The sequence below is a fragment of the Aureimonas sp. AU4 genome (assembly GCF_001463765.1).
Classification (GTDB): domain Bacteria; phylum Pseudomonadota; class Alphaproteobacteria; order Rhizobiales; family Rhizobiaceae; genus Aureimonas.
The window spans coordinates 1-22298 of the sequence record NZ_BBWK01000026.1 but is presented as its reverse complement, the minus strand read 5'-3'; the positions used below and the strand labels follow the sequence as shown (position 1 = coordinate 22298).

Sequence of the window (22298 nt, the reverse complement as noted above, 5' to 3'; positions counted from 1 at the left end):
CCCGCCAGTGAGCGTGCCGGAAGGCCGCGGCTTCGGCTCGCGCCTCATCGAGCAGTCGCTCGCCTCGGACTTCGGCGGGACAGTTGCCCTGCGCTACGAGCCCGACGGTCTCGTGGCGCAGGTGCGGGCGCCCCTGCCGGGCGCGGCCGGCGGCGGTCCCGCCGCCGCCTGAAGGCCCGTCAGGCCGATATGTCGACGACGCCAGCCTCGCCGCTCTCGGAGCCGAAGGCGAGGAAGCGGCCCGCGCCGTCCCAGCCCATGGTCCGGATCGCGCCCGAGCCGCCGCGACGCAGAAGCGCCTCGCGCCCGTCGGCGATGCGCACCGCCAGGACCATGCCATCGGCATAGCCGATCGCGAGGATCTCGTCGGCCGGGTGGCAGCACACGGCGGTCACCATCGTGTCGCCGCGCGTGCCGAGCTCCAGCGGCGCCTTGCCCATCGGTCCGTCGCGTCCCGAGAAGGGCCACAGGATCGCGGCGGGCGCCCCGGAGGTCGCTAGGTACTTCGCCTTGAACGACCAGCTCCAGGACCGGATCTTGGCGGGATAGCCCGTCATGCGCATGTGCTTGCCGTCCTCCAGGCGCCAGCCATGGAGGGCGTTCTCCTGCATGATCGTCACGAGGAAGCGGTTGTCGGGCGAGAACAGGACGCCGGTATGCGCGCCCTTCCATTCCAGCTCCTGCGCCTTGGCATCGGTCGCGGGAAAGAAGAGCGAGGCGCCGTCGTAGCGTGCCGTGGCGAGCCGCAGGCCCTTGGGCGCGAAGGCGACGTCCTCGACCGTCCGGGCGTGGGCAAGCTCCCTGGTCTCGCCCTTGGCCTCGCGCACGAAGGCTGTGCGACCCGAAGCCCAAGCGACGGCGCCGTTCGGCCCGCCCGCCACCGCCGTGACCCAGCGCCGGCCGGCCGAGCCGACCTCGCTCATCGTCCCGTCGACCGCGGTGGCAATGACGCGCCCGTCCTCGCCGCCCGACAGGAGGCGCCGACCCGACGCGTCGAGCCGCGCGACGAGCAGACCGCCGCCATGCGCCTCCAGCGTCCGCTCGCCGCCGGCCGGCAAGCGGATCGTGCCGTCCGAAAGGGCGAAGACCGGCTCGTCGCCGAGGAAAACGGCGGCCTCCACGGGGCCGCCGAAGCTGTAGGGTGCGATCTGCGGCATCAGGCGGCGGCGTTCGCACCGTTGGGAGCCGCACAGGCCAGGAACTCGCGCTCTAGGCGCGCGGCGTCGAGCTGGCGTCCGATGAAGACGAGCCGGCTCTCGCGCGCCTCGCCCTCGCGCCAGGCGCGCTGGTGGTCGCCCTCGATGATCATGTGGACGCCCTGCACGACGTAGCGGTCGCTGTCGCCTGCAAAGGCCAGGATGCCCTTGAGGCGCAAGATGTTCGGCCCTTCGGTCTGGGTCAGGTTCTGGATCCAGGAGAAGAAGCGCTTCTGGTCCATCTCGCCCGCTCGCAGCGAGACCGAGGTGACGGTGACGTCGTGGATCGGCGCGACCGGGCCGTGCGGATGCGCATGAACGTCGTGGTGATGACCCTCGTGACCATGGCCATGGTGGTCGTGGTCGTGGTCGTGGTCGTGATGATGGTGGTGATGGTCGTGGTCGCAGTCCGGGCCGCAGATGTGCTCGTCATGGGCATGCTGCGCCTCGTGAAGGAACTCGGGGGCCTCGTCGAGCACGCGCGTCAGATCGAAGGCGCCCTGGTCGAGCACGCGGCGCAGGTCGATGTCGGCGCGCTTCGCGCGGTGCATCACGGCATGGGGGTTGATTGCGCGCACGGTCGCCTCGACCTGCGCCAGTTCCTCGGGGCTGACGAGATCGGTCTTGTTGACGATCACGACGTCGGCGAAGGCGATCTGGTCCTCGGCCTCGCGCGAGTCCTTCAGGCGCTGCGGCAGATGCTTGGCGTCCACCAACGCGACCACGGCGTCGAGCCGCGTCTTGGCGCGCACGTCCTCGTCCATGAAGAAGGTCTGGGCGACCGGCACCGGGTCGGCGAGGCCCGTGGTCTCCACGACGATCGCGTCGAACCGGCCCTGGCGGCGCGTCAGGCCCTCCACCACGCGTACGAGGTCGCCGCGCACGGTGCAGCAGACGCAGCCGTTGTTCATCTCGTAGATCTCCTCGTCGGTCTCGACGATGAGGTCGTTATCGATGCCGATCTCGCCGAACTCGTTGACGATCACGGCGTAGCGCTTGCCGTGGTTCTCGGAGAGGATGCGGTTGAGGAGCGTCGTCTTGCCCGCGCCGAGATAGCCGGTGAGGACGGTGACGGGAATGGGCGCAGCAACGGCGGCGTCGGACATGGAAGAAGCCTCCTTCAAGGTTCGGAGCGCGATATAGGGGTGGGCGCGCCGGTTTGCACGAGGCGCCGGAGATCGAAGCGCGCGACCTCGGCCACGAACTCGGCGCAGAGCGCGGCCTGGTGGCGGGCGATGTGGGCGCCGATCTCGGCGGTCGCGAGGCGCGCGTCGCCGACCGTGCCGATGGGGTTGAGATCGCCCGCCAGCCATCCGAAGCCGAGGCGTCCGTGAGCGCGCAGGTGCCGGTTCTCGCGCTCGAGCTCGGCCTGGAGGGACGGAAAGTCGGCCACCCTGTCGAGCCGCACCAGCTCGGGATGGAAATGCAGCATCAGGGCCGTCTCCACAGCGCCGCCGTGGACGCCATGCGCGATCTCCGTTCCCGGCCAGCCGGTTTCCGGCAGGCCGAAGCGGCTCCATGAGGCGGCGGCGCACAGGAGCCCCATGCGGCGCAGCGCGAGCGCGGCGATATCGACGGCCGCCGAGTTGCCGCCATGGGACGAGACCACGACGAGGCGCCGGAAACCGCTCGCCAGGAGCCCGGTGCCGATCGCCTCGACGAGCGAGGCCATGGCGCGGCTTCCGATCGACAGCGTGCCGGGAAAGGCGAGATGCTCGTCGGAGGCGCCGATGCGCTGGACCGGAAGGAGCGTGGCGGCGACGTCGCCGGGCAGAAGCGACAGGGTGCGCTCGGCCATCGCCTCGCCGATCAGCGCGTCCGTGCCGAGCGGAAGATGCGCGCCGTGCTGCTCGGTCGCCGCCACCGGCAGGATCGCGACGGCCGCCGGCAACTCGTCGCCAAGGGCGGCGAGCTCGGCGCTTGTGTTCTCCTCATAGCGGCGGCGAAGGGGCATGAGCGTGCGTCCGGGTCGGTGCGCTCCCCTCCTAGTCTTCTTCCCCCTCTCACGAAACCCGTGGCTGCGCCCGTCGCGGTGGACAGCCGCCTTCGGCTTCGCCAAGTTCGCCGCGACCGGAACGGAGCGCGGCGAATCGATGGACGGGGCCAAACGCAGGAAGCCGGGCGCGCTCGGCCAGTTGATGATCTCGTCGCGCCTCGCGCGCACGGCGCTGTCGACCAAGCTCGCCGCGCATGGCCTTTATCCCGGCCAGGACGCGGTGCTGCTCGCGGTCGCCGAGGAGTGCGTTCCGCTGCGCGATCTCGCCGAGCGCCTGCAGGTGAAGCCGCCCACCGTCACCAAGACGGTCGCTCGCCTCTCGGCTCAAGGGGTGATGGAGCGCCGGCAACTGCCGGGCGAGACGCGGCAGAGCGCGGTGTGCCTGACCGAACGGGGCCTGGCGCTTCTGGGCGAGATCCGCCGCGCGCAGAAGGAAACGGAGCGCGAAGCCTTCGCGGACCTGTCGGGCAAGCAGCGCCGCACCCTGCGCAAGCTGCTGCGCCGCGTCGAGCGGAGCCTTGCGGCCGAGGGCGCGCAGGCCGGGGCGATCGAGGATTGAGAGCTTTCGGACTCGCGGTTGCGCGAGGCGGACCCGATCCGCTACACCCGAGCGACCTGATAACCGGCAAGGACGCGGATCGACGAAGCGGTGGCGCAGAAGGTCAAACTTTCGACGATCGCCGAGAAGCTCGGACTGTCGACCGCCACGGTGTCCCTCGCCCTCCGCGACAGCCCGCTCGTGGCGGAAGTCACGCGCGAGCGGATCAAGGAGGAGGCCCGCTCCTCGGGCTATATCTACAACCGACGCGCGGCGAGCCTGCGCACGTCGAAGTCCGGCATCGTCGGCGTCTGCGTCCACGACATCATGAACCCCTTCTACGGGGAGATCCTGAAGTCGGTGGAGAACGAGCTGGATCGCCAGCGCCAGACCTTCGTCCTGTGCAACCACTACGACGACCTGTCCAAGCAGCGCGCCTTCGTGGACACGATGCTGCAGCTGGGTGCCGACGGGCTGATCATGTCGCCCGCGATCGGGACGCCGGCCTCCGACATTCGCCTTGCCGAGGAGAACGACCTTCCGGTGACGCTGATCGCCCGCACGGTGGCGGGCGCCGGCGTGCGCTCGTTCCAGGGCGACGACGTCTACGGCATGCGCCTCGTCACGCGCCACCTGATCGAGGAAGGCCACCAGCGCATCGCCCTGATCGGGGGAACCGACCTGACCTCGACGGGACGCGACCGCGAGGAAGGCTACCGCCGGGCCCTCGCGGAAGCCGGCATTCCCTTTCGCGAGGAGTGGCGCATCAAGGGCCCCCGCTCGCGCCATTCGGGCTTCGACGCGGCCGCGACCTTCATGACACTGCCCGACCGACCGACCGCGATCGTCTGCTTTTCCGACCTCGTGGCGCTCGGCCTTATGTACGGCCTGTCGCGCGCGGGGCTGCGGCCCGGCGTCGACATCGCCGTGTGCGGCTACGACGACATCGACGAGGCGGCCATCGCCATGCCGCCGCTCACCACCGTCTCGAACGGCCAGAGCGAGGTCGGCCAGCGCGCCGCCGACGCCCTGCTCGCGCGCCTTCGCGGCGAGCCGGCCGAGGAGCGCGTCGAACTGATCCGACCCGAACTCAAGGTGCGGCGCTCCAGCCTCATCCACGCGAGCTGACAGAAGCATCCCGAAAGGCCCGTCATGACCGATCTTCGCACCGTGCCGCTCCTCGTATTCGGCCCCTATAACGAGGACGGGCTGGCGGGCCTGCGCGACGTCTTCGACGTCAGGCAGATCGAACGGCGGGACATCGCGCTCGTGCCGGAATCCGACCGGCCTGCGATCCGCGCGATCGCCATGGCCGGCCATCTGCCGAACGAGGCGATGGACCTTCTTCCGAACCTCGAGATCATCGGTCACTTCGGCGTCGGCTACGACGGGGTCGACGCGGCGCACGCGGCCTCGCGCGGCGTCGCCGTCACCAACACGCCCGACGTCCTGACCGAGGAAGTCGCCGACACCGCGCTGGCGCTCGTCCTGATGACCGTGCGCGATCTCGTTCGCGCCGAGCACCACGCGCGTTCCGGCGAATGGGAGCGTTCGGGTCCCTATCCGCTCACCCCGCTGTCGCTGCGCGGCCGACGCCTCGGCATCATGGGCCTTGGACGGATCGGCCTTGCGATCGCAAAACGGGCCGAGAGCTTCGGCCTTGCGATCGACTACCACAACCGGACGCAGCGGACCGACGTGCCCTACCGCTACCACGAGAGCCTTCTGGAGCTGGCGGCTGCCGTCGACATCCTCCTCGTCGCTGCACCCGGCGGGGCGGGCACGGAGCGGGCGGTGAACGCCGCTGTTCTGAGCGCGCTCGGCCCCAAGGGCGTCTTCGTCAATATCGGGCGCGGCTCGAGCGTGGACGAGCCGGCGCTGATCGAGGCGCTGGAGACGGGCGCGATCGCGGCCGCCGGGCTCGACGTCTTCGCCGACGAGCCTCGCATCCCCGAGCGCCTGCGCGCGCTCTCGAACACGGTTCTCCTGCCCCACGTCGCCTCGGCCTCGCGCGACACGCGCATCGCCATGGGCTCTCTCGTGACCGAGAACCTCAAGCGCTGGTTCGGGGGCGAGGCGTTGACCTCCCCCGTGCCCGAGAGCGAGAAGGCTGGCCTCGTCCGACGGCGGGAAGCCGTGCGTTAACCTTCGGGTAAGATTAACGAGGTCATACTGGCACTTCGTATTCAGGAGTTCCGGTCATGAGATTCGCGGCTGTCACGCTCGGCGTCGGCTTCGTCGGCACGATCCTCGCCTCCTACCTGCAGTCGCCCTCGGTCGCCTCAGCCGAGAGCCTGGTGGCGCGCATGAGCCCGCCCGCCCACCTGATCGCCGCCGAGGCGGCGGCCCCCGCCGCGCCCGCCGCCATGCGCCTCATCGACATGCGCAACGGCGCGAACTGCAAGGTGCCGAGCCCGGCGGACGGCGACGGCGCGCTGCAGCCGTTGCCGATCGGCGGCGAGTGCGCGGCCTCTGCCGAGCTATCGCGCGTCGCCTACTGGCGGACCCGCGAGGACGGCTCGCTCGTGATGGCCGACAACGGCGGGCGCACGGTGCTGGAGTTCATTCCCGGCGACGGCGTGCTCTACGAGTCGATCTATCCGTCCAACGCGCTGATCACGATCGTCGCCGCGCGCGGCTGACGCCTCAGCGGCAGCGCGCCAGCGAGCGCCGCTGCCGGCCGTTCTCGTCGAAGTTCTCGTCCGAGAGCCACTGTTCGAAACCCTGGCGCACGCGCGGCCAGTCGCGGTCGATGATCGAGAACCAGGCCGTGTCGCGGTTGTGGTGCTTCACCACCATGTGCTGGCGGAAGATGCCCTCGAAGACGAAGCCCAAACGTTCAGCCGCCCGGCGCGACGGAGCGTTGCGGTTGTCGCACTTCCATTCGAGCCGACGATAGCCGAGTTCGTCGAAGACGCGCGAGAAGAGAAGCAGGAAGGCCTCCGTCGCGACACGGGTGCGCTGGAGTGCGGGCGAAAGACAGATATGCCCGATCTCGGCGACGCCGTTGGCGGGGTCGAGCCGCATGAGGGCGGCCACGCCCGCCGCACTGCCCGTCTCGGTCGGCACGATGGCGTGGAACATCGGATCGGAGCCGAGATAGGTCTGACGCGCGAAGCGTTCGAACTCGTGGTCGCCGAGGAAGGGTCCGTAGGCGAGATAGTCCCAGAGCCGGTCGGCCCCGCCGAAGGCGGCCCACAACTCCCCGAAGCGCGCCTCGTCCACGATCGGCTCGACGAGGACATGCCGGCCCTGCAGCGGCAGCTGGCCCGGCAGCGGACGCGGCGTCCAGTCGGTCAGGTCGTTCATGGGCGGCGTTCTCCTGTGATGCTGGCCAGAAAATCGAGAAGATCGGCACGCAGTTGCGGACGGCCGAGCGGCAGCGCCGTCGCGAGCGAGCTGACGGCGCCGACGTGATCGAGACCCGGGTAGAGCCGTTCCTCCACCCGCCCGCCGACAGCGCGGATGCGCGCGGCCATGGACCGGGTGTTGCGCGGCTCGACGGTCGTATCGGCCAGTCCCGCCGCCAGAAAGGCGGGCGGCTCGCCCGGGGCGCCGTCGACGAAGCGCACCGGCTGGCTCGCCGAGCGCAAGGCCTCCGGGAAGATGCGCTTGTAGCGCTCCTCCTTCAACGGCAGGAAATCGTAGGGACCGGCGAGACCCACGAAGCCTGCAAGCCGCTCGCGCGCGCCGGCGGCCCGCAGATAGCGCTCGTCGAAGGCGAGGAGCGCGGCGATCTGGGCGCCCGCCGAATGGCCCATGAGGATGACGGGATGGCGTCCCGCCGGCAGGCCGTCGCCGCCAGCTCGCGCCAGCCGTTCCACCGCCGCCACGGCCTTGGCGCCATCCTCCACGAAGGCGGGGAAGCGCACCTGCGGGTAGACGCGGTAGTCGGGAACGGCGACGGCATAGCCCGCGCTCGCCAGCGACTGGCCGACGAAGGGATAAAGGCTCTTCGAGCCGGAATCCCAGCTTCCGCCGTAGAAGAAGACGACGACCGGGGTCTGCGGTCCCGCGCCTTCGGGCACGTAGAGGTCGAAGGTTCCCCGCGGACCCGGCGCATAGCGGACCGAGCGAGCCGTCTCGAAGCCGTCGCGGCTCGTCAGCGCGTTGAGGACCGCGGGGCCCGAGCAGCCGGACAGGACGGCGACGAGACCCAGAAGGGCCGTCGCGCGCGGAAGGAAAGACAGCAAGAACGACCTCGGATGGATTCCCGGCGGGCCGTTGAAGATGGAGCGCGGTGGCGCGGTGGCGAGGCCGCGCGGCGTCAGCGCGCCGCGAGCGCCGCCGCCTCGCGCGCGAGGTCCGTGATGCGCGTCCAGTCGCCGGCCTCGACGGCGTCCTTGGGCGCGACCCAGGATCCGCCGACGCACACGACGTTGGGGAGCGCGAGATAGTCGCGCACGTTCGACGGCGACACGCCGCCGGTCGGGCAGAAGCGGATGCGCTGGAAGACGGGCGCGAGCGCCATGAGGTAGGGCACGCCGCCGAGCTGCTCGGCGGGGAAGAACTTGAGGACCTCGTAGCCCTCCTCGATCATGGCCATCAGCTCGCTCGGCGTCGCGGCGCCCGGCAGGAGCGGAACGTCGGACGTCTTGGCCGCGTCCAGCACCTCGTGCGTCGTGCCGGGCGAGACGATGAACTGGGCCCCCGCCTCGACCGCCTCGTCGAACTGGCGGGGGGTGAGGATCGTGCCGGCGCCGCAGATCGCCTCGGGCACCTCGGCGCGGATCGCGCGGATCGCACCGAGGGCGGCGGGCGTGCGCAGCGTCACCTCGATCGCGCCAAGACCCCCGGCCGCCAGCGCGCGGGCGAGCTCCACGCCCTCGCGCTCGCTCGAGACCGCCACGACCGGCATGACCGGCTGGCGCTGGAGGATCTCCATGAGGGCGTGCGTCTTCTGAGTCATGGGTGTCGTCCTCGCAGCTACGGGTTCGCGATATCCGCCGCTGCGCCTTCTAGCGGTTTCGGCGACGCAAACAAAGCGGCGAGGCTCACCCGCCGAAGCCCCAGCGGTGCCACCAGGAGCGCGGCTGCAGATCGCGCTCGGCCGGCGCGTCGAGAACGGCGAGGAACGTCTCGCACCAGTTGTGCGCCGTGTTGCCGAAGACGCGCGCGCGCATGGCTTCGTGCCGCTCGCGGCGCTCCTCCAGCGGCATCTCCAGCGCCTTCTTGAGCGCGCGGACGAGATCGTCCGTGGAGTACGGGTTGACGATCAGCGCCTCGGGCATCTCGGCCCGCGCCCCCGCGAAGCGCGACAGGATCAGGACGCCGGGATCGGCGGGGTCCTGGGCGGCCACGTATTCCTTGGCGACCAGGTTCATGCCGTCGCGCAGCGGCGTCACCATGCACACGCGCGCCGCCCGGTAGATGCCCGCCAGCGCCCGGCGCGTGAACCCGTTCACCATGACCTGGATCGGCGTCCAGTCGAGCGTCGCGAATCGGCCGTTGATGTTGCCGGCGAGCCCCTCCAGCTCGGTGCGCAGGTCGGCATAGGCCTCGAGTTCGGAGCGCGAGAGCGGCGCGACCTGCAGGAACTGGACCTGCCCCCGAAACGCCGGCTCGTCCTCGAGAAGCTGTTCGAAGCCGCGGAAGCGCTCCACGATGCCCTTGGAATAGTCCATCCGGTCGACGCCGACGATCTGGTGCCGGCCGTGCGAGATGTCGCGCACCATGGTCTCGTGCTCGCGCGCCTCGTCGGACTGCGCGAATTCCGCGAAACCTTCCGCGTCGATGCCGATCGGAAAGGCGGATGCGCGAACGATGCGCCCGTCGGAGGTCCGCACGCGGTCGCCGTCTATGTCTTCCGCGCCGAACTCCTGCGTGCAGAAGGCGACGAAGTTGCGCCGGTCGCCCTCGGTCTGGAAGCCGATGACGTCGTAGTCCAGCATGGCGCGCACGAGATCGTGGCTGGCGGGCAGCGCCGTCAGCATCTCGGGCGGGCAGAAGGGAATGTGGAGGAAGTAGCCCAGACGCCCGTCGAACCCGGCCCGGCGAAGCTCCGAGCCGAGATAGAAGAAGTGGTAGTCGTGGACCCAGACCAGGTCGTCCGGGGACAGGAGCGGCGCCAGGCGCTCGGCGAAGCGCCGGTTGACCTCGCGATAGGTGCGGTCCGATTCGCGGTCGAAGGAGGCGATGTCCAGGCGATAGTGCAGGAGCGGCCAGAGCGAGCGGTTGGCGTAGCCGAAATAGAAGCCCTCGATCTCCTCTTTCGTCATGTCGATCGTGACGAGCGAGGTATCGCCGTGATCCTCGCGCTTCAGTTCGGACCCGGTGCCTGCCTCGGACACCTCGCCGCTCCACCCGAACCACAGGCCGCCGCGACGACGCAGCGCGTCGGCCAGCCCGACCGCAAGACCGCCCGCCTTGCCCTCGTCGCTCAAGGGGCCGACACGATTGGATACGACGACGAGGCGCCCCCCGCGCTCCGCCATCAGTTCGCCTCCCCACCGGCATCCGCTTCCAGCGCGAGCCAGCGGTGAACCGAATCCACCGCCGCAAGGCGATGGGACGCCGCGCTCTCTCCCGGGCCGACCTTCACGCCGACACCGCCCAGACGGGCGACCTCGGCGAAGGCGAACTCGTCGGTCGTGTCGTCGCCGAGATAGACGGGCACACGCCCGAGAAACGGCTCGTGCGTCATGAAGCTGGCGAGCGCCCGGCCCTTGTCCATGCCCGCGACATGGATCTCGACGATGTCGTGCCCGTGCATGACCGCGAGATCCGGCACGCCGCGCACGGCGTCCTCGACGATCACGGTTGCTCGTGTCTTCAGTTCGGACCGGCCGCGATAATGAACGACCAGCGCCGTTCCCTTGTCCTCGAGGCGCAGGCCCTCCTCGGCCTCGAGCGGCTGGCGCAAGGCCTCGCGCACGGGATCGAGGATCGACGGGCCGGCCAGATGCACCACGTCGTCCTCCGCCGCCTCGCGCCGCTCCAGGCCATGCACGCCGGCCGCCGCGAAGCGGAGCGGCGCGAGGAACCGGTCGAGATCGGCGATGCGCCGGCCGCTGAGCACAGCGAGGGCACCGCTTAGCCGCGACTGCAATTCCACCAGACGGTCGAGCTCCGCAGCGTCGATGGCGACGGCCTGCGGGTCGTCCCGCAGCTCCACCAGGGTTCCGTCGAAGTCGAGAAACAGCGCGTGGCGGGCGGGATCGAGCGTGGGAGGCATGGTCATGGTCTGAAACATAGGCCGATCGTCCGTCAGGGAACACCTTTCGGACTCATGCCGGCCGCAAACGGACGCGCCAGCGCCGCCTTGGCCTCGTTCCAGGCGGCCGCGATCTTCGCGTCGTAGCGGTTTTGGCGGAAGGCGGGACCGTTGTAGCGGAGTGCGAAGCCCGCCATGTCGCCCTTGCCCAGAAGCGCGTCCAGTCGGCCGAGCTTGAGGAAGCGCGCGACGAGCCGCAGCTGCCCGGCGACCGAGGCGCGGGCGCAGGCCGCCAGCGCCTCGGCCGACGCGAAGCCGAGCGCCTGCCAGTGGGCTCCCATGACCTGACCGAGACCCCAGGAGGCGGAAGCGAACGCCGCCTCACGATGGATGGCGATCGCCCGCTCCAGAAGGCGCCAGCGCGCCTCCTGATCCGCCGGATTGCGCACGCGGCCGGCCTTCGGGTGGGCGAGACCGGCCAGCCGCGCGACCTCGCGCGGTCGACCCGTCAGGAGGCGATCGAAATAATGTCCCTCGAAGCGGATCAGAGGCTCGAAGCGTTCACCGACCGCGGCGAGCGAGCGCCCGTCGGTTTCCACCAGGGCGACCGCGACGAGCGCCTCGGCCGCAACGCCCTCCCCCGTCGCCACCGTGCGCGCCGCGTCCAGTACCCGCTGCGTGATCCGTCCCATGTCGCCCTCGCTTCCTCGTCGATCCGGCCGCGATCATGCGGCCGGACGGACGGAGGGGGAGACATGGGCATGGAAATTCCCGGACGGCGGAGCGTCCGGGTCGGCGGATCAGGCCGCTTCGGTCAGGCGCTCGGCCTCGTGGCGCACCTCGTCCACAGGCTTCAGGTCGCCGCGAACGGGAACGCGCGTTCCCGCATGGTCGCCCGCGACCTCGGCGGCGATCGTGTCGGCGGTGATGGCCGACAGCGTCCAGCCGAGATGGCCGTGACCCGTATTGTAGTAGACGCCCTTCGCCTTGCCCCGGCCCACGCGCGGCAGCATGTCGGGCATCATGGGACGCAGGCCCGCCCAAGGGATGACCGACGAGGTGCCGACGCCGGGGAAGCGGTATCGGCACCATTCGATCAGCGGCTTGATGCGCGCCATGCGGATGTCGCGGTTCTCGCCGGCGAACTCGGCCGTGCCGGCGATGCGCAGGCGGTTGGCGCCGAGGCGGCTCGTGACGATCTTGGCCTTGTCGTCGAGGAGCGAGACGTAGGGCGCGCCCTCGCGGCTCGCCTCGTCCTCGAGGTTGACGGTGATCGAGTAGCCCTTGACCGGGTAGATGTTCACGCGGTCGCCGAGCTGGGCCGCGAGCTTTCGAGAGGCGACGCCCGCGCAGACGACGACGGCATCGAAGTCCTGCCGCTCGGGCTCGCCGGCTGCTCCGACCTTGCGCGAGAAGACGGCGACGCCACCCTCGTCGCGCGTCGCCAGCCGGTCGACGTCGCGGTCGTAGAGGATCGTCGCGCCGCGCCGCACGCAGGCTTCCGACAGGCGACGCGTATACTTGTGGATGTCGCCGGTGAAGTCGCTCTCGGTGAAGAAGCCGCCGTGGAAACGACCGCTCAGCGCCGGCTCGATCTCGTGGATGCCCGCGTCGTCGAGGACGCGGCGCTCCAGGCCGCCCTTGCGGTACATCTCGTTGACGCGCAGGGCGTGATCGAACTCGGATTTCGTCTCGTAGACGTGGAGGATGCCGCGCTTCTCGAGGTCGAAGTCGATCCCCTCCGCGTCGGCCATCTCGATGAGGTGGCGCCGCGCGGCGATGGCGAGCTTCACGGTCGCGATCGTGTTCTCCTCGTAGGAGCGCGCCGCTATCACGAACTCGGCCATCCAGGAGATCTTGTGCCAGGACGGCGTCGGGTGGACGAGGAGCGGCGCGTCCTTCTTGAGCATCCACTTGATGCCCTTGAGGAAGGTGGCCGGGTTGTTCCAGACCTCGGCGTTGGAGGCCGACAGCTGCCCGCCGTTGGCGAACGAGGTCTCCATCGCCGAGAAGGCGTTGCGGTCGAAGACCGTCACGTCGAGGCCCTGGGACAGAAGCTTGTAGGCGGTGGTGATGCCGGTGATGCCGGCGCCGATCACGGCGACTTGGGTCACGATGCTCCTTCGCCCGAACGCGTCGGGTCTCAGCTCGTGCCCCTCCGTCATTGGCCTGAGAGTTTCACGGGCGGGACGTCGTGTCCCGATCCGCTTTCTCCTTCGGCGGACGGCATGAGGCCGCCACTCTCCGGATGCTCGCTCGCGCCGCGCGGTCCTTTTGCCTGAGAGTTTCCGGGGCGGTTGCTCCTTCGGCGCCGGCCTTCCGGCCGGTCTCTCCCGCAAGCGGCGATGCCCTCCTCCTTACGCCCCGCCCGATCGGGCGGCAAGGCCAGCCAAGAGGCAATCCCCGCCCATCTTCGCGCCACCTGCTCAGCTGGCGTTCACTCACCGCGCGGAAAGCGCTGCGCCTCCTCCAGGACGTTGAGGTCCATGTGGTTGCGCATGTAGCGCTCCGAGGCCTGCCGCAGCGGCTGGTAGTCCCAGGGGTAGTAGGCGCCGTTGCGCAGCGCCTCGTAGGTGACGTGACGACGCGCCTGGCTCTGGCGCACCTCGGCGTCAACGCGCGCGAGGTCCCACTGCCGCTGCGCCACGGCATCGAAATGGGCGAGCGTTCCGGCATGGTCCGGATCGGACGCCAGATCCTGCAGCTCCGACGGATCGCTCGCGAGGTCGAAGAGCTGGTCCGGGTCGGCGGGGCAGCGGTTGAACTTCCAGCGCCCCTCGCGGATCGAGATCATCGGCGCGACCGAGCCCTCGGCCATGTATTCCATCAGGACGGGTTCGGGGAGCGCCGTGCCGTTCGCAAGGGGCTTGAGGGACCGGCCGTCGAGCCACTGCGCGCCCGCACCGGCCTCGAGGCCCGCGATGTCGAGGAGCGTCGGCAGGACGTCGAGCGTCGAGACGGGCGCCTCCACCGGGCCGGGCGCGACGTCCGGCGCGCACACCATGAGCGGCACGCGCGCCGAGCCCTCGAAGAAGTTCATCTTGAACCAGAGGCCGCGCTCGCCCAGCATGTCGCCGTGGTCCGAGGCGAAGAAGATCGCGGTGTCGGCGAGCTGGCGCGTCGAGGCCAGCACCTCGAGGATCTCGCCGATCTTCTCGTCGATATAGGAGATGTTGGCGAAGTAGGCGCGGCGCGAGCGCGCCACCATCTGGTCGGTGATCGCGTATTCGTGGTCGTTGCAGGCCATCATGAGGCGCTGCGAATGGGGGTCCTGCTCGCCGAAGGGCAGGCGCGGGACGCTGGGCTGGAGCTCCGGCATGTCTTCGGGATAGAGATCGAAGAAGCGCCGCCGCGCGACATAGGGGTCGTGCGGGTGGGTGAAGGAGACGGTCAGGCAGAAGGGCCGCTCGTCGTGGCCCCGGCTGAGGTCGTAGAGCTTCGAGACCGCGTGGTAGGCCACCTCGTCGTCGTATTCGAGCTGGTTCGTGATCTCCGCGACGCCCGCCCCCGTCACCGAGCCGAGATTGTGGTACCACCAGTCGATGCGCTCGCCGGGCTTGCGCCAATCGGGCGTCCAGCCGAAGTCGGCGGGATAGACGTCGGTCGTCAGCCGCTCCTCGAAGCCGTGCAACTGGTCGGGCCCGACGAAGTGCATCTTGCCCGACAGGATGGTGCGGTAGCCCGCCCGCCGCAGATGATGGGCGAAGGTCGGGATGTCGGAGGCGAACTCCGCCGCGTTGTCGTAGACGCGGGTCTTTGAGGGCAGCTGGCCGCTCATGAACGAGGCGCGCGCCGGGGCGCAGAGCGGGCTCGCGGTATAGGTATTGACGAAGCGCGCCGATCGCGCGGCCAGCGCCTTCAGGTTCGGCGCATGGAGGAAGCGCGCGGGCCCATCGGGAAACAGCGTCCCGTTGAGCTGGTCAACCATGATGACGAGGATGTTCGGCCGAGGGCCCATCGCGATGCTTTCCCCAACGCAAGACCGCCGCGGACCCGGCCGCGGCGGCATGGCATAGCACGTGTCGGAATGGATGGGATCAGGCGCCGATCTTGGACTTCACCGCTTCCGCGCCCGGCTTGCCGTCGAGGGTGGTGACGCCAGCGAGCCAAGTGTCGAGGACGGCCGGGTTGGCCTTCAGCCAGCTCTTGGCGGCGGCCTTAGCGTCCTCGCCGTCGGCGAGCTTGGCCATCATCTGGTTCTCCATCTCGACCGTGAAGGTGACCTGGGAGAAGAGCTTGGCGGCGTTCGGGCACTCGGTCGCGTAGCCGGCGCGCGCCAGCGTGTAGACCTCCGCGCCGCCGTAGTTCGGGCCGAAGAACTCGTCGGCACCCGACAGATAGGTAAGGCCCATGTTGTTCATGGGGTGAGGCGCCCAGCCGAGGAACACGATCCAGTCCTTGGAGCGTTCGGCGCGGCTCACCTGGGAAAGCATGCCCTGCTCGGACGAGTCGACCAGCTTCCAGCCCTTGAGGTTGTAGGCGGGGGCGTCGATCATCGACTGGATGTTGGTGTTGGCCGGCGCGCCGGGCTCGATGCCGTAAATCTCCTTCTTGAACTTGTCGGCGTTGGCGGCGAGGTCCTTGACGTCCTTGACACCCGCTTCGGCCACGTAGTTCGGCACGGCCAGCGTGAACTTCGCGCCTTCAAGGTTCTTCGTCAGCACCTCGGCCGACTTCTTGGCGTCGAGCTCCTGGCGGAACTTCGCCTGGGCCGGCATCCAGTTGCCGAGGAAGACGTCGATCTGCTTGTTGGCGAGCGACTGGTAGCCGATCGGCACGGCGAGCGTCTCGACATCGGCCTTGTAGCCGAGACCGTCCAGCACGACGGACGCGAGCGCATTGGTCGAGGTGATGTCGCTCCAGCCCGGGTCCGACATGCGCACGGTCGCGCAGGAGGCGGCGTCGGCGGCCATGGCCGCGCCCGCGAGCGGGAGGCTGGCGAAGAGCCCGAAGAGGACGGAGGCGGATCGGATCATGGCGGCATCCCGGCGCGGTGGTTCGACGGGTGCCATCGGACGCGATAGGCAGGGTTTACGCAAGGCAAATTCTTGCGCTGCCTGCGCGGCGCGCGAGCGGTTCTTTGCTTGCGGCTATTCGGCCGGCATGCGCTTCGCCTCGCCCTCGCTCGCCGAGCGCGGCAGGTAGGGGCGGATGCGGCGCTGGAACCCGTCGAGGTAGGTGAGAACCACCGGCACGAAGACCAGCGTCAGGACGGTCGAGGAGATCAGCCCGCCGATCACCGCATGCGCCATCGGCGCGCGCTGCTCGCCGCCTTCGCCCAGGCCCAGCGCCAGCGGCAGCATGCCGAAGATCATGGCGAGCGTCGTCATGACGATCGGGCGCAGGCGCACAGCGCCCGCCTCGGCCAGGCTGTCGCGAAGCGAAAGGCCCCGTGCCCGCGCCTGGTTGGAATAATCGACGAGAAGGATCGCGTTCTTGGTGACGAGGCCCATCAGCATGATGAAGCCGATCACCGAGAAGATGTTGAGCGTCGAGCCCATGACGAGGAGGCCGACCAAAACGCCGATCAGCGAGAGCGGCAGGGTCGACATGATGGCCACCGGCTGCAGGAACGAACCGAACTGCGAGGCGAGGATCAGGTAGATGAAGATCACCGCCAGTGCGAGCGCCTGGATGGCGTAGCCGAGGCTTTCCGCCATGTTCTGCGCGTCGCCGCCGAAGGAGAAGCGGTAGCCGGGCGGCAGCGGCAGCGTCTGCGTGAAACGCTGGAGTTCGGCCGTCACCTCGCCGAGCGGCCGCCCCTCGACATTGGCCGAGACGCGGACCTCGCGCTGGAGGTCGCGACGGTTGACGGAATCGGGCGCGACGCTCTCCACGACATCGGCCACCTGGTCGAGCGCGACGGTGACGGGCCGCCCTTCGGCATCCGTGCGGCCGGTCGCGATGGTGAGCCGGCGCAGTTGCTCGGCCCGCTCGCGCCCTTCGGCCGGCAGGCGAAGCGTCACGTCGTAGGTCTGGCCATCGGGCGCGTTCCAGACCGAGATGGAATCGCCCGCCACCAGCGGGCGCAGCGTGTCGCCGATCTGCGAAAGGGTGATGCCGAGATCGCTCGCCGCCTCGGGCCGCACGCGCACGGCAAGCGTCGGCGTCTGCGCCTCGATGGTCGACTCCACCTCGACGGCGCCGGGGATCGCGCGCAACGCACCCGCCACCTGATCGGAGAGCCGGCGCAATTCACCCTCGCCGTCGCCAAGGATCGAGAGCTGAAGCGGCTTGGCGCCAGCCCCACCACCTCCCCCGCCGAGCGAGGGCTGGTTGATCGACAGCTTCAAGCCGGCGATCCGCGAAAGCTCGGGCCGCAGCACGCCGGTCACCTCGTCGAGGGAGCGCGAGCGCTCCGCGCGGGGCCTCAGCGTGACGGCGACATTGGCCTCCTCGAAGCCCCGCGCGCCCGCGGTATTGATCGTCGAATAGGTCGAGGCGACCTCGGGAAAGGTGAGAAGGATGCGCTCCACCTGCCGGACCTTCATCGCCGTGTAATCGAGCGAGGAGCCCTGTGGCGCCTTCAGCGAGACGGTGAACTCGCCCTGGTCGCCGGACGGCACGAACTCCGCACCGACGCGGGGCACCAGCATCACGCTGCCGACGAAGAGGGCGACCGCTGCCAGCATGATCCAGATGCGATGACCGAAGCTCCAGCGGATCAACCGGCCGTAGCCGGCGGCCACACGCTCGAAGCCCCGGTCGAAGCGGGCCACGAGTCGCCCGAGCGGCCCACGCCGAGCCTCGCGCTCGGAATGGGGATCGTACCAGACCGAGGAGAGCATGGGATCGAGCGTGAAGGAGACGAAGAGCGAGATCAGGACGGCGACCGAAACCGTGACGCCGAACTGGAGGAAGAAGCGCCCGATGATGCCGCCCATGAAGGCGACCGGCAGGAAGACGGCGACGATCGACAATGTGGTGGCGAGGACCGCAAGGCCGATCTCGTTCGTGCCGTCGAGTGCGGCGCGCACATGCCCCTTCCCCATGGCGAGGTGGCGCGTGATGTTCTCGCGCACCACGATCGCGTCGTCGATCAGGATGCCGATCGCCAGCGACAGCGCCAGAAGCGTCATCGTGTTGAGCGTGAAGCCGAGGAAGTGGATCACGGCGAAGGTGCCGATCACCGAAATCGGGAGCGTCAGGCCGGTGATCACGGTGGAGCGCCAGGAGTTCAGGAACAAGAACACGATCGCGACCGTGAGCGCAGCGCCCTCCATCAGGGTTCGCTGGACCTCCCGGACCTGCGAAGTGATGGCGCGCGAGTTGTCGCGCGAGATCTCGAGATCGAGGCCAAGCGGCGCGAGCTCGCCGCGAAGGCGCTCGACCTCCGCCCGCAACGCTCCCGCGACCGCGACCGTGTTCGCGCCCTGCACCTTGACCACGTCGATGCCGAGCGCGGTGACGCCGTTGAACTGCGCCCGGCTCGTCAGCTCGGCGCCTTCCTCGCGAACGCTTGCGACATCCAAGAGGTAGACCGGCGAGCCGCCGACGTTCGAGACGATGATGCGCTCGAAGCCCGCGACGTCGCTCACCCGCCCCTCGACCGTGACGTTGCGCTGGCCGTTGCCGCTGGTGAGCGAACCTGCCGCGACATCCTGGTTCTCGCGGCGGATGGCCGAGATCACGTCGCCGACGCCGATGCCGAAGCCCTCCAGCCGGTCGGGATCGAGCTGTGCCTGAACCTGACGCTTGGAGCCGCCGACGATCGAGGTCTGTCCGACGCCGTCGACGACGTTCAACCGCTTGGTGATGAGCTGGTCGGCGATCGTCGTGATCTCGGGCAGCGTGCGCGTCTTCGAGGACACGGCGACCGAGAGGATCGGGGCGTCGTCGGGGTTGAAGCGCGTCACCTGCGGCGTGTCGACCCCGTCGGCGAAGCCCGCCTCCAGCCGCGAGACGCGGTCGCGCACCTCCTGCGCGGCGGTGCGTGAATCGGTCTCCAGCGTGAACTGGATGATGACGAGCGAGCGGCCCTCGTAGCTTTGCGAGGAAATCTCGTCGATGCCGCCGATCGTGTTGACGGATTCCTCCACGCGCCGCGTGATCTCGCTTTCGACGGTCTCGGGCGAGGCGCCGTCGTAGGTGGTCACCACCACCACCACCGGCAGGTCGATGTCGGGAAACTGGTCGACGCCGAGCCGCGAATAGCTGAAGAGGCCGATGACGACGATCGCCGCCATCATCATCGTCGCGAAGACCGGATGGGCGACGCTGATGCGGGTCAGGAACACGACGCGTCAGTTCGCATCGGCAATGGTGATGTCCGTGTCGGGCTTGAGATCGGGCAAGGGCGCGGTCACGACCGTGTCGCCCGCGCGCAGCCCGCTGCGAACCACCACGAGATCGGCCTCCTCGAAGCGCTCGCCAAGTTCCACGTCCTGGCGCGACAGGCGGTTGCCCTCGGCCTTCAGCACGAAGGTTCCCGCCTCGTCGCGGCGGATCGCATCGGGCGGCAGCGCGATGCGCGCTTCCAGGCGCTCCACCTCGATCTCGCCGATCGCGAACATGCCGCCCCGAAGCGCGCCGTCGCTGTTGTCGAGGCTCAGGAACACCCGAACCGCGCGCGAGCCCGCGACCGCGACCGGTGCGACGCGATCGACGCGGGCTTCGAAGGTTCGGTCTTCGTAGCCCTCGACGCGGATGCGCGCGGTCTGTCCCGCCTCGATCTCGGCGATCCGGCTGGTCGGCACCAGCGCCTCGATCTCCATGCGGACGAGATCCACCACGGTCAGAAGGTCGGCATTGACCGGCACGCTCTGGCCGACCTCGACCTGGCGCTCCGAGACGGTGCCCGGAAAGGGCGCGGCGATCGTGGCGTCGGCAAGGCTGCGCCGCGCGTCGGCAAGTTCGGCCTCCAACGCCCGCATCTGGGCCTCGAGGTTCAGGACGTCGGCCTCCGCCGAGAGAAGCGTCGCCTCGGACGAGATGCCGGCATTGCCGAGGCGCTGGTTGCGCTCGAGCACCGAGCGGGCGAGCTTGAGCTGCGCGGCGCGCGCGTCGAGCGTCGCCGTCTTGGCAGCCAGCGCCGAGCGCAACGGCTCCTCGTCCAGACGCGCCATGACCTCGCCGGCCTCGACCGCATCGCCCACATCCTTGGGAAGTTCCGCGATCTGTCCCGACACCCGAGCCGTCAGCACCGCCCGACGCGACGGCGCGGTGGAGCCGGAAACCCGAACCACGCGGCGCAGATCCTGCGGCTGGAGACGCGTGACCTCGGGCGCGGCAAGCTCCACCGGGCCGCTCGCGCGCGTGGCGGAAGGCACGGGCGCCGCAGCCTCCGACGTGCCCTCTCGCTGGTCGTAGAAGCGCACGCCCGCCACCACCAGTCCGGTCAGAAACAGAACGGTCGCGATCTTGGCGATACGGCCGGCCATCATCATCCTTCTCGCCGCATCCGGCAGCATCGAGTGTCCGCCAACCCGGCGCGCTCCCGCAGACCGAGGTCGGAACGGCCTGCCTCCGCGTCAAGCCCGGTCTCCGGGGCCCGTAGCGGCGCGGACGCATTTGTCGCGGGCCTGACACGGCTTTGCAGCCCCGGCAAGGCGAAACGATGGACGTCTCGGACTCACCATCCGACCGGCCGCTTCTATATGAAGCGATGCACGAGTCTGTCCGCTTCGTGCGATCGGGAGGCTCGCTCGGCCTCGACCGATCGGAATTCCGATCCCTGTGCCGCCCGGCGGCCGCCGGGACGACCGGATGGTCGAAGTTTGTTTCTGCGTCGCATCGATCAGTTGGGCTTGGCGTTTTCGATCGCGGCGGCGGCGGCGCTGGCGTGTTTCCCCTTCGCGACCTTGCGTGCCAACCGCATCGTACCGGGCACCGGCCATAGTCTGACGACCGCGCTGCCGCCGGGTTTCGTATGGCCTGTCGCCGCCTCTGTTCTTGCCTGCATCGCCGCCAGCGTCTTTGCGAGGGGCGACAGGCTTCGCCTGGCCGCCGCGGCCGGCGCGCTCCTGCTTCTTCTCGTCTCGGTCGGTGCCGCGCCTGATCATCTTCTCGGGCCCGAGCCCGCACGTTACGCGCGCGTCTCGCCCGCCTCGGGCTTCTGGGTAGCGCTCGGCGCCCTGTCCCTTCTTCTGACCAACGCCCTGACCCGGCTGCGTCCCCCGCCCCTGGTCCGCATCGCGATCCTCGTCGCGGCCTGCATCCTCCTCACCGGCCTCTTCCTGTCGGACTGGTTCCACGGCCTCTCCGTGTTCCGCGAGTACGACACCCGCGCGGAAAGCTTCTGGCGCGAAGCTCGCCATCACCTCGTCCTCGTTCTCGGCTCGCTGGCGGCCGCCTGCGTCTTCGGCATCCCGCTCGGCATCCTATGCCATCGCGTCGCGCCCCTGCGGGAGCCGATTCTCGGAACCCTCGACGTCGTGCAGACGATTCCCGCCATCGCGCTCTTCGGGCTTCTGATCGCCCCGCTCGCCTATCTTGCCGCCCATGTCCCGGGCGCCGCCGCGGTCGGGCTCGGCGGCATCGGCACGGCTCCCGCCTTCGTCGCGCTTTTCCTGTACTCCCTGCTGCCCATGACCGCGAACACGGTGGCGGGGCTCGCCGGCGTTCCCCCGGAGGCGGACGACGCCGCGCGCGGCGCCGGCATGACCGCGCGGCAGCGGTTGCTGCAGGTCGGCCTGCCGCTGGCCTTTCCGGTGATCCTGGCCGGAATTCGGATCGTCCTCGTCCAGAATGTCGGTCTCGCCACGGTCGCGGCGCTGATCGGCGGCGGTGGTCTCGGGGTCTTCGTCTTCCAGGGCATCGGACAGACGGCTGCCGACCTCGTGCTTCTCGGCGCCCTTCCGACCGTCGCCCTCGCGTTCGGCTGCGCCATCCTACTGGACGCCCTCATCGATCTTTCCCGACGCGGACGGAGCATGACGCCATGATCGAAATCCGCAACGTATCGAAGGCCTACGACGGTGTCAGGGTGGTCAACGGCATCGATCTCGACGTGCCCACCGCGAGTTTGACCGCGATCGTTGGAACGTCGGGCTCGGGCAAGACGACGCTCCTGCGGATGATCAACCGGATGATCGACCCGACGGAGGGAACGATCCGCATCGGCGGCGTCGACAACCGAACGATGCCGGGACACGAGCTTCGCCGCCGCATCGGCTACGTCATCCAGAACCACGGGCTGTTTCCCCACCGCACGGTCTTCCAGAACATCGCGACGGTGCCCGGCCTGCTCGGATGGGCACGGCAGCGCATCGCAGACCGGGTCGACGAACTCCTGGAACTCTTCTCGCTGGCGCCGTCCCGCTACCGCTCGCGCTATCCCGCAGAGTTGTCGGGCGGCGAGCAACAACGCGTCGGCGTCGCTCGGGCCCTGGCCGCCGAGCCTGGGCTTCTCCTGATGGATGAACCGTTCGGCGCGCTTGATCCCATCATCCGCACGAAGGCGCAGGACGATCTGAT

Annotated in this window: 20 protein-coding genes and 1 riboswitch; of the genes, 6 read left to right on the top strand and 14 right to left on the bottom strand. The window is 69.5% G+C overall.

Annotated elements, in window-relative coordinates; all coding sequences use genetic code 11:
* Nucleotides 1-179: 179 nt before the first annotated feature.
* From AUL35_RS08845 to AUL35_RS08835, 3 genes are read right to left on the bottom strand one after another with little or no spacing between them, the layout of a single operon-like run.
* Nucleotides 180-1157 (bottom strand): WD40 repeat domain-containing protein, encoded by a 978-nt coding sequence (locus AUL35_RS08845; protein WP_062014149.1) that lies wholly within the window; start codon nucleotides 1155-1157, stop codon nucleotides 180-182.
* The gene (locus tag AUL35_RS08840; protein WP_062014147.1) at nucleotides 1157-2302 is read right to left on the bottom strand and encodes a GTP-binding protein; all 1146 of its coding nucleotides are present in this window, start codon (nucleotides 2300-2302) and stop codon (nucleotides 1157-1159) included. Before AUL35_RS08840 ends, AUL35_RS08845 begins: the two co-directional genes overlap by 1 nt.
* A 14-nt stretch (nucleotides 2303-2316) precedes the next feature.
* Nucleotides 2317-3150 (bottom strand): creatininase family protein, encoded by an 834-nt coding sequence (locus AUL35_RS08835; protein WP_062014145.1) that lies wholly within the window; start codon nucleotides 3148-3150, stop codon nucleotides 2317-2319.
* Between the two features lie 139 nt (nucleotides 3151-3289).
* On the opposite strand from AUL35_RS08835, the gene AUL35_RS08830 reads away from it, so the two are divergent.
* The 4 genes from AUL35_RS08830 to AUL35_RS08815 all read left to right on the top strand — a co-directional run bounded on the left by AUL35_RS08830 (nucleotide 3290) and on the right by AUL35_RS08815 (nucleotide 6372).
* Complete coding sequence (locus AUL35_RS08830; protein ID WP_062014155.1) at nucleotides 3290-3751, top strand: MarR family winged helix-turn-helix transcriptional regulator; 462 nt, start codon at nucleotides 3290-3292, stop codon at nucleotides 3749-3751.
* Nucleotides 3752-3841: 90 nt separating this feature from the next.
* Nucleotides 3842-4858, top strand: coding sequence for a LacI family DNA-binding transcriptional regulator (locus AUL35_RS08825; RefSeq protein WP_062014143.1), 1017 nt, complete (start codon nucleotides 3842-3844; stop codon nucleotides 4856-4858).
* 24 nt (nucleotides 4859-4882) lie between these two features.
* A complete protein-coding gene (locus tag AUL35_RS08820) occupies nucleotides 4883-5875 on the top strand; it encodes a 2-hydroxyacid dehydrogenase (RefSeq protein WP_062014141.1) in 993 nt (330 codons plus the stop codon).
* Nucleotides 5876-5931: 56 nt separating this feature from the next.
* Nucleotides 5932-6372: a hypothetical protein gene (locus AUL35_RS08815; RefSeq protein WP_062014139.1), complete on the top strand. Its 441-nt coding sequence runs from the start codon at nucleotides 5932-5934 to the stop codon at nucleotides 6370-6372.
* A gap of 4 nt (nucleotides 6373-6376) precedes the next feature.
* Here the strand turns inward: AUL35_RS08815 and AUL35_RS08810 are convergent, their stop codons facing one another.
* The 11 genes from AUL35_RS08810 to AUL35_RS08760 all read right to left on the bottom strand — a co-directional run bounded on the left by AUL35_RS08810 (nucleotide 6377) and on the right by AUL35_RS08760 (nucleotide 20263).
* Entirely contained in the window at nucleotides 6377-7039 is a 663-nt protein-coding gene (locus tag AUL35_RS08810) for a GNAT family N-acetyltransferase (protein WP_062014137.1), read from the bottom strand.
* On the bottom strand, nucleotides 7036-7923 hold the full coding sequence (locus tag AUL35_RS08805) for an alpha/beta hydrolase (RefSeq protein WP_062014135.1): 888 nt from the start codon (nucleotides 7921-7923) through the stop codon (nucleotides 7036-7038). The genes AUL35_RS08810 and AUL35_RS08805 overlap by 4 nt, the downstream gene beginning before the upstream one ends.
* A 74-nt stretch (nucleotides 7924-7997) precedes the next feature.
* A complete protein-coding gene (locus AUL35_RS08800) occupies nucleotides 7998-8639 on the bottom strand; it encodes a 2-dehydro-3-deoxy-phosphogluconate aldolase (protein ID WP_062014133.1) in 642 nt (213 codons plus the stop codon).
* Between the two features lie 85 nt (nucleotides 8640-8724).
* Nucleotides 8725-10164 carry a trehalose-6-phosphate synthase gene (locus AUL35_RS08795; RefSeq protein WP_062014131.1) on the bottom strand — a complete coding sequence of 480 codons (1440 nt, stop codon included), beginning with the start codon at nucleotides 10162-10164 and terminating at the stop codon, nucleotides 8725-8727.
* A complete protein-coding gene (gene otsB / locus AUL35_RS08790) occupies nucleotides 10164-10922 on the bottom strand; it encodes a trehalose-phosphatase (RefSeq protein WP_062014129.1) in 759 nt (252 codons plus the stop codon). Before otsB ends, AUL35_RS08795 begins: the two co-directional genes overlap by 1 nt.
* A gap of 14 nt (nucleotides 10923-10936) precedes the next feature.
* The gene (locus tag AUL35_RS08785) at nucleotides 10937-11575 is read right to left on the bottom strand and encodes an N-acetylmuramidase domain-containing protein (protein ID WP_062014127.1); all 639 of its coding nucleotides are present in this window, start codon (nucleotides 11573-11575) and stop codon (nucleotides 10937-10939) included.
* 108 nt (nucleotides 11576-11683) lie between these two features.
* A complete protein-coding gene (locus AUL35_RS08780; protein ID WP_082666212.1) occupies nucleotides 11684-12997 on the bottom strand; it encodes a D-amino acid dehydrogenase in 1314 nt (437 codons plus the stop codon).
* Nucleotides 12998-13139: 142 nt separating this feature from the next.
* Nucleotides 13140-13229, bottom strand: a riboswitch (glycine riboswitch).
* A 91-nt stretch (nucleotides 13230-13320) separates the two neighbouring features.
* Nucleotides 13321-14841, bottom strand: coding sequence for a choline-sulfatase (betC, locus tag AUL35_RS08775; RefSeq protein WP_062014123.1), 1521 nt, complete (start codon nucleotides 14839-14841; stop codon nucleotides 13321-13323).
* Nucleotides 14842-14920: 79 nt separating this feature from the next.
* On the bottom strand, nucleotides 14921-15856 hold the full coding sequence (gene choX, locus AUL35_RS08770; protein WP_062014153.1) for a choline ABC transporter substrate-binding protein: 936 nt from the start codon (nucleotides 15854-15856) through the stop codon (nucleotides 14921-14923).
* A 117-nt stretch (nucleotides 15857-15973) separates the two neighbouring features.
* Nucleotides 15974-19120, bottom strand: coding sequence for an efflux RND transporter permease subunit (locus AUL35_RS08765; RefSeq protein WP_062014122.1), 3147 nt, complete (start codon nucleotides 19118-19120; stop codon nucleotides 15974-15976).
* 6 nt (nucleotides 19121-19126) lie between these two features.
* Nucleotides 19127-20263, bottom strand: a complete 1137-nt coding sequence (locus AUL35_RS08760) for an efflux RND transporter periplasmic adaptor subunit (RefSeq protein WP_192847071.1) — start codon at nucleotides 20261-20263, stop codon at nucleotides 19127-19129.
* A 366-nt stretch (nucleotides 20264-20629) separates the two neighbouring features.
* Between AUL35_RS08760 and AUL35_RS08755 the strand changes: the two genes are divergently transcribed.
* Together AUL35_RS08755 and AUL35_RS08750 are read left to right on the top strand one after the other, a co-directional pair.
* Nucleotides 20630-21766, top strand: a complete 1137-nt coding sequence (locus AUL35_RS08755) for an ABC transporter permease (protein ID WP_244493715.1) — start codon at nucleotides 20630-20632, stop codon at nucleotides 21764-21766.
* On the top strand, nucleotides 21763-22298 hold a 536-nt coding region (locus tag AUL35_RS08750), incomplete at its 3' end, for an ABC transporter ATP-binding protein (RefSeq protein ID WP_156417910.1). The genes AUL35_RS08755 and AUL35_RS08750, both read left to right, overlap by 4 nt.